Below are 17,270 nucleotides of genomic sequence, written 5' to 3' on the forward strand. Positions count from 1 at the left end.
CCGCCCCAACTGGCCGCGCGCCCTGCAACAGGCCCGCCGGCACGACGGCGAACTGCTGCAACTCCCCCTCATGAACCGCCGGCCCCAACCCCTGCCGCTGCTCATCCTGGTCGACATCTCCGGCTCCATGGAACGCTACGCGCGCCTGCTGCTCGCCTTCCTGCACCAGGCCACCCGCGGCACCCCGCGCGCCGCCTTCGCCTTCGGCACCGAACTCACCGACCTGCGCGCCGCCTTCCGCCACCGCGACACCGACCAGATGCTGGAGATGGCCAACGCCGCCATCGACGACTTCGCCGGCGGCACCCGCCTGGGCACCTCCCTCGCCACCCTGCGCACCCAATACCCCCGCTGCCTCGTGGGCCGGCGCACCGTGGTGCTGCTCATCACCGATGGCCTGGACACCGGCGCGCCCGAGCTGCTCGACCAGGAACTCACCTGGCTGGGCCGCCACAGCCGCCGACTGCTCTGGCTCAACCCCCTGCTGCGCTACGACGGCTACGCCCCCCTGGCCACCGGCGCCAGCGTGCTGCACCGCCACGCCCACGGCATGCTGGCCGTGCACAACCTCAGCCGCCTCGAAGACCTCGCGCGGTCCATGGCCGCGCTGATGCAGCGCGGCTGATGTCATCTGTTTCATTCATCATCCCGACCAGACAGGAGAAACCAACGTGGACATGCAAGGAAGCCGGCCGCTCGCCGTGACCCAGCAACAGGCCTGGGAGGCCCTCAACGACCCCGAGATGCTCAAGGCCTGCATCCCGGGCTGCGAAAAATTCGAGCTCACCGAACCCAACATCTACGCCGTCACCACCGCCATCAAGATCGGCCCGGTGGCCGCGCGCTTCAGCGGGCGCGTGACGCTCTCGGACATCGTCCCACCCACCTCCTACAAGATCGGCTTCGACGCCCAGGGCGGCGTGGCCGGTTTCGGCAAGGGCGAGGCCGCCGTGCAGCTCGCGCCCGCCGCCACCGGCTGCGAACTCAGCTACACCGTGCACTCCACCGTGGGTGGCAAAATCGCACAGCTCGGCCAGCGCCTGATCGACGGCGCGGCCAAGTCGCTGGCGGAAGACTTCTTCCGCCGCTTCGATGAGGCCTTGCAGGCCCGCTACCCGAGCGCCGCTGCCGCCCCCGCATCGACGGGCACCGCGCTCCAACCCATGCCCAAGGCCGGCGGCGGCATGCCGACCTGGGCCTGGGCCGCCATCGCCGTCGTCGTGGCGGCGGTGATCTACCTGGCCACGAAGGGATAACTTTGGAAAATCTGGATGTCACCGTCCTGCGCTCGCTGCAGGCCTGGCGCGCCGAAGGCCGGCGCGCCCTGCTGGCCACCGTCGTGCGCACCTGGGGTTCGTCGCCGCGCCCGGTGGGCTCGGTCATGGCGCTGTGCGAAACCGGCGCCGTGGTCGGCTCGGTCTCGGGCGGCTGCATCGAGGACGACCTGATCTACCGCTACAGCCGTGCCCATGGCGCGGTGCAGGGCAGCACGGCACCGCCCGGCATCACGCACGAGATCCCCACCGGGCCGCCCGAGCGCGTGAAGTACGGCGTGAGCGCCGACGAGGCCCACCGCTTCGGCCTGCCCTGCGGCGGCACGCTGGAGCTGGTGCTCGAATTCAACCCCGACGCCGGTTCCCTGGCTGAGCTGGTGGGCACGCTCACCGCCGGCCACCTGGTCGAGCGCCGCACCGAGCTGGCCACCGGCCGCGTGGAACTGCGCGCGGCCGCCACGCCGGCCGCCCTGGCCGACGACGGCCAGTGGCTGAGCAACACCTTCGGCCCCGAGTACCGCATGCTGCTGATCGGCGCCGGCCAGCTCACCGAGTACCTCGCCACCATGGCGCTGTTCAACGGTTTCGCGGTCACCGTGTGCGACCCGCGCGAGGAATACCGCAGCGCCTGGGCCGTGCCCGGTGTGACCATCGTCACCGAGATGCCCGACGACGTGGTGCGCGAGTTCCGCGTGGACCGGCGCAGCTGCGTGATCGCCCTCACGCACGACCCCAAGCTGGACGACCTGGCGCTGCTCGAAGCGCTGGAAACCGATGCCTTCTACGTTGGCGCGATCGGCTCGCGCCGCAACAACGAGGCGCGCCACGCTCGCATGATCGAGCACTTCGACCAGACCGAAGAAAGCCTGGCACGGCTGCGCGGCCCGATCGGCATCTACATCGGCAGCAAGACGCCGGCCGAAATCGCGGTGAGCGTGATGGCCGAAGTGCTGGCGGTGAAGAACGGTGTGCCGCTGCCGCGCGACATGGAAGTCGCGAACGCCAAGAACACGCTCTCGGCCGCCGAAGCCTCCGCCCCCACCTGCTTCGTCTCACCGTGAAGACCGGCTTCGTCATCCTCGCCGCTGGCGCGGGCCGGCGCATGGGCGGCGTGGCCAAGTGCCTGCTGGAGCTGGAAGGCCGCACCCTGCTGGAGCGCCTGCTCACCCAGCTGCAGCCGCTGCGCGGCCCGGCGCGGCACGACCTGGTGCTGGTGCTCGGCCACCACGCCAAAGACGTGCAGGCCCACGTGGCCCGGCTGCCCGACGAGCTGGCACCGCTGTGCGTGATCAACCCCCGGCCGGAGGAAGACACGGCCTCGTCGCTGCGCACCGGGCTGCGGGCGCTGGCGCACGACGTGAAGCAGGTCGTGGTGCTGCTGGCCGACCAGCCCCTGATCGACCGCACCGACGTGCAGACCGCGCTGGACGCCTTCACCGCGCGCGGCCCGGGCATCCGCGTGCAGGTGCCCATGGTGCACGGCCAGCCGGGCCACCCGGTGATCTTCGACGCGCGCGTGCGCAGCGCCCTGATCGAGCCCCTGCAGCCCAGCCTGCGCCAGTGGCGCGCGGCCCACCCCGAGGCGGTGCGCCTGTGGGCGGTGGACAACCCGCACTACACGAGCGACCTGGACACGCCGGCCGACCTGGAAGCCCTGGTGCGCGAGAACCGCTGGAGCTGGCGCTGGCCGGGTTAACCCCGTCCCGGGCAGGGATGCACGGGCGGCCAAACGCTGCTTTAATGGCGAAGACCTGTCCGCAGCCCGGCCCCGGCCCAGCCAACCCCCTGCCGATCGTGACCCCACAGCCTCAGCCGTCGATCCCTCAGCAGCAGCGCCTGGCCCTGATCGAGCAGGCGCGCAAGGCGGTGCTCGAATCGCGCGCACCGCTCAGCCCGCCCCTGCTGGCGCCCTGGGTCGAACGCTCCTGGCGGCGCTGCCTGGACATCGGGCTCGAACCCCGCCAGCACATCACCTTCGACGCCGTCACCAGCGGTGCGGCCCAGCGCGCCATCGAGGCCAACCAGCCGCTGCTGCGCGCCGCCGCCCCGGTGATCCAGTCGCTCTCGCGCGCCATGGCGCACACCCGCTACTTCGCCATCCTCACCGACGCGCGCGGCCTGGTGATCGACGTCAACGGCCCGGTGGACCGGCACGATCCGCAGGCCGCCAGCATCGCGCGCATCGGCGTGGACCTGTCCGAGCGCGCCGTGGGCACCACCGCCATCGGCACCACCCTGGCCGACCTGCAGCCCGTGTGGCTGCACCGGGGCGAACACTTCTTCGACGACACCAGCGTCTACAGCTGCGCCGGCGCGCCGATCTGGGGGCCCGACGGCCAATGCGTGGGCATGCTCGACCTCACCGGCGTGAACGTGATCGAACAGCCCGCGCTCAAGCACCTGGTCACGCAATCGGCGCGCAGCATCGAAAACGCCCTCACCCTGAGCCGGCCGCACCGCCTGCTGCTGTGCCTGAGCTGGCCCGGCCGCATGCCGGGCGACGCCAGTGACGGCCTGGTGGGCGTGGACGCGGACGGCCAGATCACCGCGCTCAACCGCCCGGCCGCCGACATGCTGGGCATCGCCGCCGGCATGGCCCCCGGGCACTGCAGCGAACTCTTCGCCGTGCCGGTGGAAACCCTGTTCGACGCCGCCCGCCACCAGCGCGGTCCGCTGGAAGTGCCGCTGTGGTCGGGCCTGCGCCTGAGCGTGCTCGCCCAGCTCAGCCAAGGCGGCGAACGCGGCCCGCTGCACGGCGCCAACCACGGCCTGCCGCTCAAGGACGTGGAAACCGCCATGATCCGCAAGGCCGTGGACGATGCGCGTGGCAACGTGAAGGAAGCGGCCCGAGCGCTGGGCATCAGCCGCGCCACCGTGTACCGCAAGCTCGGCCGCAAGGGCTGAGGCCCCTACTCCACCGCGATCGACTCCGTGTAGATGAAGCTGCTGCAGGCGGCCACGAAAGCCCGTGGCGTCTGCCGCGCGCCGAAGCCATACACCCGCACCCCCTCGCGCCGCATGCCGAACGCCAATGGTGTGAGATCGCTGTCCGACGACACGAGACACACCGCGTCGAATTGCCCCGTGTTCACCAGCGACATCGCTTCCACGCTGAGCATGATGTCGGCCGCGTTCTTGCCCTTGGCATATGGGAAAAGCTGCACCGCCTCGATCGCGTTGTAGAGCAGCACGTTCCTGAAGCGGCTCATGTGGGGCCGCGTCCAGTCGGCATACGCGCGCTTGACGATGAGCGCGCCGTAGCAGGCGGCGCGCAGCAGGATGGAACGGATCAGCGTGTGAGAGACCTTTTCCGCGTCGATCAACACGGCGAGCTTCTGTTGCTTGTGCTGCAGCTTGGGCATGGGCACCTGCCTTCCCTGTTCGTTGGGGAACAGCCGCCGCCACCCAACACAGAGTGGCGGCGGCCCGAACGGGCTGAGAACCGGGCATCGCAGTGGAAACCGGCAGGACCTTTCGGGCCTCCCATTCGGGCCGCCAAAACATGGGACCAGAATGCTGACAAATATTCGCAGCGGACGGCGCCGCGCGAGCCTACAAGTGGAAATCGCCCGCCGCTTCCGGCTGGTAAAGCACTTTCCCGATCCGGATATGGCAGGTGCGGTCCGGAATCCGCCAGTCGAAGGTATCGCCCTCCTTGTAGCCCAGGATGGCCGTGCCGATGCTGGAACACACCGACAGCTTTCCGTCACTGCCGTCCGCGTCCTGCGGATAGACCAGGGCCACTTCCACTTCCTCATCGTCCAACTGCAGCAAGGCCCTGGAGTTCATCGTGACAACATCCCGCGCCACCCGCCGCGGATCGACCACGATGGCCCGCTCGATCTCGTGCTCCAGTTCAAAAACAGCCGGTGGCGGCTCGCACTCGACCAGACTCCTGAGCCGGGCTTTGTCGATCTCGGTGATGTAGATATCGGCGCGGTGACCTGCAGGGTTTTCGCGCAAGCGCCGGAGATAGCTCTCCGAAGTCATGGAAAAGGACTTCAGGGAAGGCGTCTGGCTTTCGAGCAGGAAGCCGCAGTTCTGGAAGGCCTTCAACGAACGCTCGTTGTCGGCGTGAATCTTGGCAATGAGCTTCTCCGCCCGCATGTCGAAGAAGGCCAGCTTCATGGCTTCGCTGATCGCGCTGGCGCCGAGCTTGCGGCCCCAGTTGTCGCGGTTGCCGATGACCAGGACCATCTCACAGTCCCGTCCGGTCTTGACAAGGCGGACGAACCCCACCGGAACGTCATGCCGGTCGTAGGCCATGAAGAACCTGCCGCCCTGGTTGAACAGATGGGTCAGGATCGGCAACTGGACCCGGCCAATGACCTGCTCGATGAACCGGGAGACATGTCGCGAATCACTCAGGTGGCGGGTGACGCACTCGTCCTCCAACCAGTCCATCAGAGTCAGCGCGTTGGCCCGAGTGATCTCAGGGCACAGGGAAATGAAAGGCTTGTTCATCTTCACCACATTTGGTTGCAAGGATGAAAGCCCTTCATGGCCTCAGCCATGACGGTTCTTTCAAGGGATCGCCCAATTGTAGTAGGGCGGTTGCTTGTTGCTAAAGTCCCCTCGAAAACCTGAACCAGTTGGAAGTGGAGAATTCCCCCGTGTCAAACTGTTCCCCAACCTCTACTTCTGACCGGCTCAGGAAATCGAGGGGACTTCAACGGCCTCTACGACTTCCAGAGGTTGTGGCAATAACTGCACCACAAATCACTCACTGCCCAACGGCATCCTCCAGCACAAGATCTGCACCCCTCTCGGCCACCATCATCACCGCCGCCTGAATGTTCCCCGAGACCATCTTTGGCATCACAGATGCGTCAACGACACGCAACCCTTGCAGTCCGCGCACTTTCAGACGCGGGTCTACGACAGCCAGATCGTCGTCGCCCATTCGGCACGTACCGATCGGGTGATAAATCGTTTGCCCGTTTGCGCGGGCAAAAGCCAGCCAATCGGCATCCGACTTCACGTTCTCCCCCGGGCTCATCTCCTCGACCACATATTTCTTCATTGCAGGACGAGTGACGATCCTTCGGGCAATCTCCATGCTGCGAACCATGCACTCCTGGTCCACCGTGCTGGAGAGAAAGTTCGGACGAATCGACGGGCCAGCCGACACATCCCGGGACTTGATGTGGATGGACCCTATCGACTGCGGACGCAGTTGGGTCACGCCAATCGTCATCCCCGGTTGCCTGTCCAGCACGCGCTCCGCCGCGTTTTTGTAGCTCGCATGCACGAAGAAGAATTGCGCATCGGGTGTCGCCATCTCAGGCCGCGTCCTGACGAAGGCATTGACCAGCCCGGTCCCCAAGGTCAGGATGCCGGTGCGCTTGGCGAAGTACTGCGACACCGCGAGTCCCAGGCGCCAGTTGCGCGACATTTCGTTCAGCGTCACCGTGCCCTTCACACGCCAGTTCATCCGCGTGGCGAAGTGGTCGATGTAGTTCTCGCCAACACCTTCCAGCGCATGTTCAACTGGGATGCCCAGGCGCTTGAGAAGTTCAGGCTGGCCGATGCCCGACAGCTCCAGGATTTGAGGCGACTGGATCGCGCCCGCAGCCAGGATCACCTCAATGCCGGCCTTGACGGTGACGTCCTGACCGCCCTTGCGGTAGGTCACTCCGGTGCAGCGCTTGCCTGCCAGATCGACCCTCAGGACCTGCGCGTCCGTCACCACCTTGAGGTTCTTGCGCTGCAGTGCAGGTTCCAAGTATCCCTTGTAGGCGCTCCAACGGCGGCCTCCACTTTGGGTGACCTCGTAGTAGCCCACACCGTCCTGGCGCTCCGCGTTGTAGTCATCGTTGAACGGCAGTCCGTCTTCGTTTGCGGCCTGGATGAAGGCGTCCGAAATGGGAAAGCGCTCGCGAACCTTCTCCAGCCGCATCGGCCCCGCATGCCCACGGGTGGGGCCGCCTTCTTTGCAGCGCTCCAGCTTGCGAAAATAAGGCTCCACGTCCTCGAAGCTCCATCCTCTTGCGCCAGTATCACGCCATGCGTCGTAGTCGCCAGGCTGACCTCTCACGTAGATCATGCCGTTGATCAAGGTCGACCCGCCCAGTCCCTTGCCGCGGGGCACCGAGATCACGCGACCGTTGGTGTTGTCTTCCGCCTCGGTCTGAAAGCGCCAGTTGTACTGTCTGTTGGTCAGCAGTTTGCTGAACCCCGCCGGGATGTTGATCCACATGCTCTTGGGTTCACCGCCGGCTTCCAGCATGAGAACCCGGTGCCGTCCCGAGGCCGTCAGGCGGTTGGCAAGAACGCAGCCGGCCGTGCCACCGCCGACGATGATGTAATCGTAAGAATCCATTTTTACTCTGCTGTGCGTGAAGACGCCAGGACCTTTCCCGGGTTCATGATTCCGTTCGGATCCAGTGCGCGCTTGACGCGCATGGCCAGATCCCGTTCGGCTTGGGAGCGACAACGCACGAGTTCGTTGACGCGGTACTGCCCGATGCCATGCTCGGCCGAGATGCTGCCGCCATGCCTCATCACGATGTCGTGAACCAACACATTCAAGGCATGTCCGTCGGTGGACGGGGGCACCACGATGTTGTAGTGAATGTTGCCATCACCGGCATGGCCGAAAGCGTTGATGCGTGTGTCCGGGAACGCTGCCTTTACCGCCGCATCGGCGTCCTTCAGAAATGCCGGGATGGCCGAAATTGGCACCGACACATCGTGTTTGACCGAGCGGCCTTCGCGCGCTTCGGCCTCTGTGATCGATTCGCGCAGGGCCCAGAGTTCGCCCTCCTGCCGCTCCGATTCGGCAATGACGCCATCCGTGGCTTCTTCTCTTTCAAGCACGTCGGCGAACAGCGCTTCGACAACGTCTCTCAAGCCCGGCAGGCAGGAGCTGGCCTCGATCAGCACAAACCAGGCAGATGGCGCCAGCGGTGTCTTGAGCCCCTGGTGACGCGCCACCAGCTCCAGCGCCTCGCCCGACATCAACTCGAACGCGTTCAAGGTTTCCCCGATGCGCTGGCGCGCAGCCCGCAGCACCATCAGAGCGCTCTCGGGGGTCGGTACAGCCAGCAAAGCGGTCACGCGGTGGCGCGACTGCGGCGCCAGTTGCAGCACGGCGGCCGTCACAATGCCCAGCGTGCCCTCCGCGCCGATGAACCACTGCTTCCAGTCGTAGCCGGCGTTGTCCTTGCGTAAGCGCCGCAGGCCGCTAACGATCACACCCTCGGCCGTGACCACCTCCAGGCCCAACACCCGGCTGCGTGACATGCCGTAGCGCAACACGTTGGTGCCACCGGCGTTGGTCGACAGGATCCCGCCGATGCGGGCCGACCCCTCAGCGGCCAGGCTGATGGGCAGCATCAGGCCCGCTTCCATCGCAGCCTCTTGCGCCGTTTGCAGGATGCAACCGGCCTCGACTTCCATGGTCTCTCCCACGGCATCGACGTCGCGGATGGCGCTCATGCGAGACAATGAGAGCACCACCTGTTGGCCGCTGTTGTCCGGTGTTGCCCCGCCCGAGAGTCCGGTATTGCCGCCGTACGGCACCAGTGCCGCACCCTCGCTGGCACAGAGGCGAACAACGGCGGACACTTCCTCGGTTGACCGCGGCAGCACGGCGCACCGCCCGTTGCCGTGAAACAGATGGCGCCAGTCTTCGTTGTAGACGGCAAGACCGTCTGCATCGGTGATCACCCCACGCTCGCCGACGATGGCGCGAAGCGATTCCAGGAACGAAGCTTGGTTCATGCAATCACCTCTTCCAGCACCTCTTGGGGGTGATGGTCTGCGGCGGGCACGCCCATGAAAGCGGCCATCAACTCGATCTGACACGCCAGCATCGGTGCACCTAAATGGATTCGGCATCCCTTTTGTTGAGCTGCGCGCAGCAAGGGGGTTTCGGCGGGTTGCATGATGATCTCGGCAACGATTTGTTCGGGTGACAAGCGCTCGGCGTTCAAGGGCAAGGCATCCCCGTCCCTCAAACCCAGCGAGGTGCCGTTCACCACAAGATGGTGGCCCGAAGGATCGTCCGATCCCACGGCCATGTGCACCGACGGAAATTCGCTCGTCAAACGAACGATGAGTTCAGCCGCCTTGGCCGATGTCCGGTTGGCGATGGTGAGCCGCGCGACACCCGCTTGCGCCAATGCAAAGGCAATGGCACAGGCCGCACCACCAGCACCCGCCAGATAGACGCTCAGGCCCGTCGGCTCAATGCCCGCGCGCCGAAGGCCCGCGACAAAGCCATCGCCATCCAGCATGCCGCCGATGAACCGCCCCTCGGGCGTGCGCCGCACCACATTGACGGCGCCGATGCGCGCGGCGGCTGGCGTGAGTTCGTCGCACAAGGCCAGCATGGCCGTCTTGTGCGGTACCGTCACCACAAAGCCACCCAGGTTGTTCATCTGGCGCAGGCCTTGTGCCATGGCAGCGAGACCTTGAGCGTGAACATGAACGGGCACCATGGCGCCATCGAACTGCTGCGCGCTCAGCAGACGGTTGATACCTTGTGGTGTCTTCACGTGATGGATCGGGTCGGCCAGGATGCCAAAGATCCTCGTATGTCCAGTGATGTCGGTCATGGCTTCACGCTTGTGTGTAGGTCGTCTTGACTGCCGTGTAGAACTCGCGGGCATAGGTGCCCTGCTCGCGGGACCCATAGCTGGATCCTTTGCGCCCTCCAAACGGCGCGTGGTAGTCCACCCCTGCCGTTGGCACGTTCACCATGACCATGCCTGCGGTTGAGCGGCGCTTGAAGTCGGTCGCGTGCCTGAGCGACGTCGTGCAGATGCCGGAAGACAGGCCGAACGCCGTGTCGTTCGCCACGGCCAGCGCCTCGTCGTAGTTCTTGACGCGGATCACGCTGGCCACGGGTCCGAACACTTCGTCCCTGTTGACGCGCATGCGGTTGTGGGTTTCCGTGATGAGCGCTGGTGACAGATAAAAACCCGGGCGCTCGCGCTTGAGCAGTTCGCCGCCTGCAACGAGGCGACCGCCCTCCTCCTGTGCGCTGGCGATGTAGGACATGTCCTGATCGAGCTGGTCCTGCGATGCCACGGGACCGATATCGGTCCCGTCCTTGAGGGCGTGGTCCGTTTTGAGCGCGGCCATGCGCGCGACCATCGCCGTGACGAAGCGGTCGTGAATGCCCTCCTGAACAATCAGGCGACTGGAGCCGGTGCAACGCTGACCGGTGGAAAAGAAGGAGCCATTGATCGCAACGGATACGGCTTGTTCAAGGTCGGCATCGTCCAGGATCACGAGGGGGTTCTTCCCACCCATCTCCAGCTGAACCTTGGCGCCACGCTCCATGCACTTCATGCCGATCTGGCGACCCGTGCCGGTCGATCCCGTGAAGGTCATGGCACGGACTTTGGGCGACATCACCATCGCGTTGCCCACCTTGGAGCCGGCGCCCATGACCAGGTTGAAGACGCCTGCGGGCAAGGCGCCTGCGCGCACGATGATTTCAGACAACGCCCAGGCGCTGCCCGGCACCAGGTCCGCAGGCTTGAAGACAACCGTATTGCCGTATGCCAGCGCGGGCGCAATCTTCCAAGCTGGAATGGCGATCGGAAAATTCCAGGGCGTGATGATGCCGATGACGCCCTCGGCCTCGCGCACGACGTCGACGTCCACCCCGGCACGGATTGAGGGCAACTTCTCGCCACCCAGGCGCAGTGCTTCGCCGGCAAAGAACTTGAACACACGCCCTGCCCTCGTGACTTCACCGATGCCCTCAGGTAAGGTCTTCCCCTCCTCGCGCGACAACAAGCGGCCGAGCTCTTCGCGGCGCCCCAGAATTTCAGTGCCGATGCGGTCCATGGCATCGGACCGCTCCTCGGCGGTGCGAAGCGCCCACGCCGTGCGTGCGTCGAAGGCTGCGTCGATGGCTTGGAGCGCTTGTTGTTCACTTGCCCGCGTGTACTCGCCGACGACATCGTCGGTATCGGACGGGTTGAGGTTGCGATTGACCTCGTCGCCGGCCATCCATTCGCCAGCGATAAAGTTCTTCTTCAATTCAGTGTTCATCGATGTATTCACAATGCGTGGAGCGTCAGGTCATCAACCAGCCGCCAGCGACGTCAATCACTTGCCCGGTCAGGAAATCGGCCTTGCTGGAGGTCAGGAACAGGCAAGCGTCGGCCACCTCCGTCGGTTTGCCCAAGCGACGCAGCGGCGTGGTCTCGATCACCGCGTCGTTGGCCGCGCGCGGTGCCCCGGCCACCAGCGGCGTGTCGATCCGCCCCGGCGCCAGCGCATTGACCGTGATGCCATGCGGACCGAGTTCCCCGGCCAGATGGCGGGTCATGCCAATGAGCGCGGCCTTCGTCGTGCTGTAGTGCGCTGCCACGATGTCCAGGTAGGCTTTTCCCGCAACCGATGACATTGACACGATGCGGCCGAACTGGCGATCGACCATGCCAGGCGTGAGTCGCCGCACGAAATGGAACGCGCTATGGAGGTTCACGTCCACGACGCGTCGCCATTCGTCGGGCGCCATTTGCCAGATCGGCACCGGCTTGCCGGCGTGCTTTGGAGAAATGCCAGCGTTGTTCACCAGCGTGTCGATGGCACCCAGCGCCGCTTCGATGGCGGTGCACGCATCGGCACATTCTTTGTAGCGACCCACATCGGCCCGTGCGAAGTGCACGCGATGGCCTGCCGTGGTCAATTGCGCTGCAAGGGCTTCGCCGGCCAGCGCGTCCGAGTCCACCAGGCCGACCATGGCGCCATCGGCGGCATAGCGTTCCACAACAGCCCGGCCGATACCGCCGGCCGCGCCGGTCACCAGGACGACGCGGTTTCTGTGCTGCGTCATTCGAGTTTGATCCCCGCGTCTTTCACCAGCGCCGGCCAACGCAGACGCTCCAGCTCGATGAGTTTCTTCAGGCCATTGCCATCCGTCAGCTCCGGCGTTGCCGCCATGGACTTCAGCGAAGCGAGGAACGCCTCGTTCGACTTCAAGGCCATCACGGCGGTTTCGAGTTTTTCCACCACCGCCTTGTCCATCTTCGCCGGGCCCATCAATGCAAACCACGCGCTGACGTCGAAGTCCTTCATGCCTTGCTCCTGCAGGGTCGGCACATCCGGCAATGCAGGCGCGCGCTTGGTGCTGCTGACGGCAATCGCTCTGAGCTTGCCGGACTGCACAAAGGGCAGCATGGAGGTGAGGTTGTCGAAGCTCAAATCGACTTCGCCGCCGAGCAGTGCCGTGATGGCGGGCGCAGCGCCCTGATAAGGCACATGTGTCAGATTGGCGCCGATCTTGGCCTTGAAGAGTTCACCGGTCAAATGAGGCCCATTGCCCGTGCCGGTCGAGCCAAAGAAGCCACCGCCCTCCTTCGCTTTCAAGTACTTGATCAGCTCGGGCAGATTCTTGGCGGGAATATTGTTGTTGATCGCCAGCACATTGGGCACAGCGACCAACAAGCTCAAGTGCGTGAAGTCCTTGAGGGAGTCGTACGGCATGTTCTTGTAGGAGACATAGTTGAGCGCCAGATTGCCCGCCGTCCCCAGGCCCAGCGTGTACCCATCTGGCGCTGCCCTGGCCACGGCCGCAGCACCCACGTTGCCGCCCGCGCCTTGTCTGTTTTCCACAATCACAGGCTGCTTGAGGCTGATCGACAGTTCCTTGGCGAGCGCGCGCGCCAGCAAGTCGGTTGTCCCACCAGGCGGATACCCCACGACGATCCGGATCGGTTTGTCCGGGTACGTGTCTGGGGCAGCGTGCGCTGCGCCGAGTGCTGCGGAAGAGAGCACGAGCGCGGAAAGCGCCTTGCTCAGTACTTTGGGGATCAACATGATGGGTCTTGCCTCTCGTTTATTTGCCGGCAAAGTCTTGCCGGCCATACCTGCACAAATTTCTCGCCGACTCATTGCTGCTTGAAGACCGTCCAGAGCTTCGCCACGCCATGGTCGCCACCGTCTTCGCCCAACTCGACCACCATGCGCTCGATGGTTGCCTGGAAGTGGAACGGTGGTCGGTATGCCTCGCTGAGCGGAACGCCAGCCAAGCCGCACGTCAAGCCGGCCGTGGTGCTGTAGGTCCACCAGGTTTTTGGCAGCTCCAGTGCGGCGACCTCGTTTCCATTCACGACCAATGCCACCCGTCCCGCGTTCGTGCCGGTGCGGTCGAAGCGGATCACGACCGTGGCATCGCCTTGCGGGATCGGCGCCTGCATCTGGTACGAGACCGACTCGGTGTACACGTACTCGTACACCAGCTGACCGCCCTTGGCATACAACGCAAAACCCGCGAAGCGACTGCCCCACGAGAAAACCACACCTTCGGTGCTGCTTTGAAGGCCCTTGAGCTGGGTGGTGATGCTGTAGCTGCGGTCGCTGATTTCCGGCACCATAAAGCGGTCAATGCGCGCCATGTTGGGCTGGAACTCATAGCGGGTTCGCGTGGTCGTGGCAAGGAAGTCGCGCGCACGCTCCGCCTCACGATCGTCCAGCGGCAGCACGCCATAGGTGTCTGCTTCCCTCCACCAGAGATCCTGCATTTCCTTCAGCTTGTCCGGCTCGGATGCCGAGAGGTCCTTGATCTCGGTGAAATCGTCGTCCAGCTTGTACAGCTCCCAACGGTCGTCCACGCCGTAGTCGTCGCCCTTCTTGTGCCGAACGACGGCTTTCCAGCCTTTGTGCCAGACGGCGCGGTCCCCCAGCAATTCGAAGTACTGCGTCGTCCGGTTCGTGGGCGCGGTGGCGTTGTCAAAGCTGTACCGCATGCTTTGTCCATGGATGGACAACTGCTCCACCCCCTTGTAGACGGAGGGTGCTTCCACACCCAGGCAGTCCAGCACGGTGGGGACCACGTCCACGACGTGGTGGAACTGGGTCCGGATCTCGCCGCGGGCCTTGATGCCGACGGGCCAATGCATGATGAAAGGCGCCCGCACGCCGCCACCATGGGTGTCTTTCTTGTACCACTTGAGCGGCGTGTTGGACACCTGCGCCCAACCCATGGGGTAGTGGCTAAACGAGTGCTCGCTGCCGATGAGGTCGAGCTTTGGCAGTGCGTCCGCCACGGTTTCCTGCTCATGCGTCATGTGCTTGCGCATGTTGATGGCGCCAGTCGGACCGCCTTCGGAACTAGCGCCGTTGTCGGACACCAGAACGATCAGCGTGTTGTCGAGCTGCCCGATCGACTCCAGATAGTCGACCAGCCTGCCGATCTCGGCATCGGTGTGCTCGAGGAACGCCGCGTAGGTTTCTTGCAGGCGACAGCCGAGCTTGCGCATGTCCTCGGGCATGTTCTCCCACGCGTCGACACCGGGGTTGCGGCCCGCCATCTGAGCCGTCTCAGGCACCACACCAAGTTCTTTCTGGCGCGCAAAGCGGGCGTCTCGCACGGCGTCCCAGCCTTTGTCGTACTGGCCACGGTACTTCTGGATGTAGTCGTCGGGGACCTGGTGCGGCCAGTGGCAAGCGCCAAACGCGAGGTACGTGAAGAAGGGCTTCGCGTTCGAGGAGGTCACGTGATCGCGGATGTGCGAGATCGTGTTATTCACCAGATCCGTCGACAGGTGATAGCCCTCTTCCGGCTCCTTGTGGATGGGGTGGTTGTCTTCGTACAGCTCAGGATTCCACTGGTCGATGAGGGCGCCGTGAAAGCCGTACCACCTCGAGAAGCCGCGCCCCAAAGGCCAATCACCGTGGGGGCCGGAGGCACCATAGTCGGCTAGGTTGGTCAGGTGCCACTTGCCCGTGGCGTAGCAGCCGTAGGCGTGATCACCGAGGATCTCGGGCAAGGTGGCGGCCTGCCGGGTAATGCGCCCCTGGTAAGCAGGAAAGCCGTTCGCCCATTCCGAAATGATGCCGACGCCCACAGAGTGCGCATTGCGCCCCGTCATCAAACAGGCGCGCGTGGGCGAACACATCGCGGTCACATGGAAGTTGTTGTAGCGCACGCCACCACCGGCCAGCGCGTCCATCCGAGGGGTTTTGATCTCGGAGCCGTAGCAACCCAGGTCGGAGAAGCCGACGTCGTCCAGCACGATGAAGACGACGTTGGGCGCTCCAGAAGGGGCGGCCGGCTTTTGAGGCCACTCGGGCTTGGAATCCTTGTAGGTCTTGCCGATCGTTCCTTTGAACGACTCATTCAAACTGTTGCGCATGGGCGGTCTCGATATCTCAAGGTTCTCGAAAGAAGGGGTGAAACCGGACTGTATTCCGCTGTACCCAGCATTACCCGGTACAGTTGGCGGCAACAGTTTTCGAGAGCTCACCCATTTCATGTCGCGCAAATCACTGACCGAACAGACCGCCGATCAGATCCGGCTCCAGATCGCGGGAGGTCACTTGTTGGCGGGGACGAAACTCCCCTCGCTGCGGGGCTACGCCCAGTTGCGGGGCGTTGCCAAGAACACGGTCGTGGAGGCCTACGAGCAACTGGTTGCAGAGGGTTTGATCGAGCCGCGCCAAGGTTCGGGTTACTACGTAACCGGAACCCCGAGTGCGCCCATTTCTGCGGAGGGCTGGGCACCTGCACTGGACCACGCGCTGGCCGGCGTCGGCATCGATCGGTCAGCGTTTCTCGCCGGCGGCGGACGACCTTCCGTCGGAGAAGGACTCCCGCCGTCCGACTGGTTGGCCAGTTGCCGGCTGGACCGCTACATGCAAAAGATCGGCCGCGCCGGTCTGGGCAGCGTTTTCCGCTATGGAGATCCCTACGGTTACCTGCCGCTGCGGCAAAACGTGGCGCGCAAGTTGCAGGCCTACGGCATCAACGTTCAAGCGCATCAGATCATCTTGACGCAAGGCGCCTACCAAGCGGTGGACATCGTTATCCGGCACTTCGTGCGTCCGGGTGATGACGTGTTGGTGGATTCCCCTGGCTTCTACCCCACGTTCAACAAGCTCAAGCTTCAAGGCGCACGGATCGTCGGTATCCCCAGAACTCCGATGGGCCCCGATCTCGACTATCTGCGCAAGGTGCTGAAAACCCGGTCACCCAAGCTGTTTCTGACGCAATCGACTTGCCAGAACCCCACGGGGAGCGACATCGCGCCGCACATCGCCCAGGAACTCGTGCGCATGGCATCCGCCGCGGGCGTCATCGTGGTTGATGACGACGCCCTGGCAGACTTCAAACCCGCCCAGTGCCTGCGCTTGTCCGCCCTTGATCAACTGGTCGGCACGATCTATGTGGGCAGTTTTTCAAAGTCACTGTCCAGTGTGGTGCGGGTCGGATTTCTGGCCTGCGCTCCAGAGCTCGCGCGCAACCTGGTCGACGTCAAAACGATACTGTCGCTCAACAGCTCCCCATATGCCGAGCGAACGGTCGACGCGGTGATCACCGAGGGGCGGTTTCAACGCCACGTGATCGACCTTCAAAACAGGACGAAGCTCGCGGCGAGGCATGCGGCCGACACACTGAAGGAACATGAGGCGACCATCTTCTGCGCGCCCGAGCACACGTTGTACTTGTGGGCGCAACTCCCAGGCATTCGGGACTCCACCGCATTTGCCAAGCGCATGCTTGCCTCGGGTATCACGCTCGCGCCTGGATCCATCTTCTTGCCAGAAAGCAGCACCTCGTCGCCTTGGTTTCGCTTCAACGTCGGCTTCATGAGCAACAAGCTCAACATCGCGCCTCTCTGGCGTGAGCTTCGGGGCTAGACACGAAGGCTGTCGCCATCAATGGGCCGATGCCCGATATGGCTTGCAGTGCCCACGTGTGTTGGATGTGCTTGACCATCGAGGCCATCGGCGTACTCTTGTCCTGGGCCTTGCGTTCGCCTGGGCGCAGTGCCACTTGCCAGTTCGCATCAATTGCGTATTCCAGACGTTCGTGATCGGCCAGTCCAGTACAACTTGACCAGCAGTCTGGTTCGAGCTGAACAGGCTGACCGATCGATTTGATCGAGCCCTGTCCTCCACTGCCGGCTTGTTTTCCAGTATGTTGGCCGCAGCGTGCGCGGAGGCTAGACTTCCGGTATCGGGCGGCGATAGGCGAAGTCTAGTCCGAGCGCACGCCAATGCTCAGGACGCAGGATTTTCTGCTCAGCG

15 protein-coding genes are annotated in these 17,270 nt (G+C 64.3%); 6 read left to right on the forward strand and 9 right to left on the reverse strand.

Annotated features, from left to right (window positions below; all coding sequences use genetic code 11):
* From AC07ZS_RS18755 to AC07ZS_RS18775, 5 genes are all read left to right on the forward strand, one after another.
* On the forward strand, positions 1–625 hold a 625-nt coding region (locus AC07ZS_RS18755), incomplete at its 5' end, for a vWA domain-containing protein (protein WP_494800039.1).
* 46 nt (positions 626–671) lie between these two features.
* A complete protein-coding gene (locus AC07ZS_RS18760) occupies positions 672–1,256 on the forward strand; it encodes an SRPBCC family protein (RefSeq protein ID WP_494800040.1) in 585 nt (194 codons plus the stop codon).
* A 2-nt stretch (positions 1,257–1,258) separates the two neighbouring features.
* Entirely contained in the window at positions 1,259–2,335 is a 1,077-nt protein-coding gene (locus AC07ZS_RS18765) for an XdhC family protein (RefSeq protein ID WP_494800041.1), read from the forward strand.
* On the forward strand, positions 2,332–2,970 hold the full coding sequence (locus tag AC07ZS_RS18770) for a nucleotidyltransferase family protein (protein WP_494800042.1): 639 nt from the start codon (positions 2,332–2,334) through the stop codon (positions 2,968–2,970). Before AC07ZS_RS18765 ends, AC07ZS_RS18770 begins: the two co-directional genes overlap by 4 nt.
* A gap of 89 nt (positions 2,971–3,059) precedes the next feature.
* Positions 3,060–4,178, forward strand: a complete 1,119-nt coding sequence (locus AC07ZS_RS18775) for a helix-turn-helix domain-containing protein (RefSeq protein WP_494800087.1) — start codon at positions 3,060–3,062, stop codon at positions 4,176–4,178.
* A 5-nt stretch (positions 4,179–4,183) separates the two neighbouring features.
* Here AC07ZS_RS18775 and AC07ZS_RS18780 read toward each other — a convergent pair whose 3' ends face one another.
* From AC07ZS_RS18780 to AC07ZS_RS18820, 9 genes are all read right to left on the reverse strand, one after another.
* Positions 4,184–4,636 (reverse strand): NYN domain-containing protein, encoded by a 453-nt coding sequence (locus tag AC07ZS_RS18780; RefSeq protein ID WP_494800088.1) that lies wholly within the window; start codon positions 4,634–4,636, stop codon positions 4,184–4,186.
* A gap of 190 nt (positions 4,637–4,826) precedes the next feature.
* Positions 4,827–5,738: a bifunctional GNAT family N-acetyltransferase/nucleoside diphosphate kinase regulator gene (locus tag AC07ZS_RS18785; RefSeq protein ID WP_494800043.1), complete on the reverse strand. Its 912-nt coding sequence runs from the start codon at positions 5,736–5,738 to the stop codon at positions 4,827–4,829.
* A 259-nt stretch (positions 5,739–5,997) separates the two neighbouring features.
* Positions 5,998–7,596 (reverse strand): GMC family oxidoreductase, encoded by a 1,599-nt coding sequence (locus AC07ZS_RS18790; RefSeq protein WP_494800044.1) that lies wholly within the window; start codon positions 7,594–7,596, stop codon positions 5,998–6,000.
* Between the two features lie 2 nt (positions 7,597–7,598).
* Positions 7,599–8,999, reverse strand: a complete 1,401-nt coding sequence (locus tag AC07ZS_RS18795) for an FAD-binding oxidoreductase (protein ID WP_494800045.1) — start codon at positions 8,997–8,999, stop codon at positions 7,599–7,601.
* The gene (locus AC07ZS_RS18800) at positions 8,996–9,835 is read right to left on the reverse strand and encodes a shikimate dehydrogenase family protein (protein ID WP_494800046.1); all 840 of its coding nucleotides are present in this window, start codon (positions 9,833–9,835) and stop codon (positions 8,996–8,998) included. Before AC07ZS_RS18800 ends, AC07ZS_RS18795 begins: the two co-directional genes overlap by 4 nt.
* A gap of 4 nt (positions 9,836–9,839) precedes the next feature.
* On the reverse strand, positions 9,840–11,273 hold the full coding sequence (locus AC07ZS_RS18805; protein ID WP_494800089.1) for an aldehyde dehydrogenase family protein: 1,434 nt from the start codon (positions 11,271–11,273) through the stop codon (positions 9,840–9,842).
* Between the two features lie 37 nt (positions 11,274–11,310).
* On the reverse strand, positions 11,311–12,075 hold the full coding sequence (locus AC07ZS_RS18810) for an SDR family oxidoreductase (protein ID WP_494800047.1): 765 nt from the start codon (positions 12,073–12,075) through the stop codon (positions 11,311–11,313).
* On the reverse strand, positions 12,072–13,058 hold the full coding sequence (locus AC07ZS_RS18815; RefSeq protein ID WP_494800048.1) for a Bug family tripartite tricarboxylate transporter substrate binding protein: 987 nt from the start codon (positions 13,056–13,058) through the stop codon (positions 12,072–12,074). Before AC07ZS_RS18815 ends, AC07ZS_RS18810 begins: the two co-directional genes overlap by 4 nt.
* A 71-nt stretch (positions 13,059–13,129) precedes the next feature.
* Positions 13,130–15,376, reverse strand: a complete 2,247-nt coding sequence (locus tag AC07ZS_RS18820; RefSeq protein ID WP_494800049.1) for an arylsulfatase — start codon at positions 15,374–15,376, stop codon at positions 13,130–13,132.
* Between AC07ZS_RS18820 and AC07ZS_RS18825 the strand changes: the two genes are divergently transcribed.
* Complete coding sequence (locus tag AC07ZS_RS18825; protein WP_494800050.1) at positions 15,348–16,880, forward strand: aminotransferase-like domain-containing protein; 1,533 nt, start codon at positions 15,348–15,350, stop codon at positions 16,878–16,880. The two genes, AC07ZS_RS18820 and AC07ZS_RS18825, sit on opposite strands and share 29 nt — an antisense overlap.
* Positions 16,881–17,270 lie beyond the last annotated feature (390 nt).

The sequence above is a fragment of the Hydrogenophaga sp. GW456-12-10-14-TSB4 genome (assembly GCF_059424305.1).

Excerpts from the sequence above, each read along its gene's own strand:
- AC07ZS_RS18780 (WP_494800088.1), bottom strand. The coding sequence starts at position 4,636 with ATGCCCAAGCTGCAGCACAAGCAACAGAAGCTCGCCGTGTTGATCGAC.
- AC07ZS_RS18785 (WP_494800043.1), bottom strand. The coding sequence starts at position 5,738 with ATGAACAAGCCTTTCATTTCCCTGTGCCCTGAGATCACTCGGGCCAAC.
- AC07ZS_RS18790 (WP_494800044.1), bottom strand. The coding sequence starts at position 7,596 with ATGGATTCTTACGATTACATCATCGTCGGCGGTGGCACGGCCGGCTGC.
- AC07ZS_RS18795 (WP_494800045.1), bottom strand. The coding sequence starts at position 8,999 with ATGAACCAAGCTTCGTTCCTGGAATCGCTTCGCGCCATCGTCGGCGAG.
- AC07ZS_RS18800 (WP_494800046.1), bottom strand. The coding sequence starts at position 9,835 with ATGACCGACATCACTGGACATACGAGGATCTTTGGCATCCTGGCCGAC.
- AC07ZS_RS18810 (WP_494800047.1), bottom strand. The coding sequence starts at position 12,075 with ATGACGCAGCACAGAAACCGCGTCGTCCTGGTGACCGGCGCGGCCGGC.
- AC07ZS_RS18815 (WP_494800048.1), bottom strand. The coding sequence starts at position 13,058 with ATGTTGATCCCCAAAGTACTGAGCAAGGCGCTTTCCGCGCTCGTGCTC.
- AC07ZS_RS18820 (WP_494800049.1), bottom strand. The coding sequence starts at position 15,376 with ATGCGCAACAGTTTGAATGAGTCGTTCAAAGGAACGATCGGCAAGACC.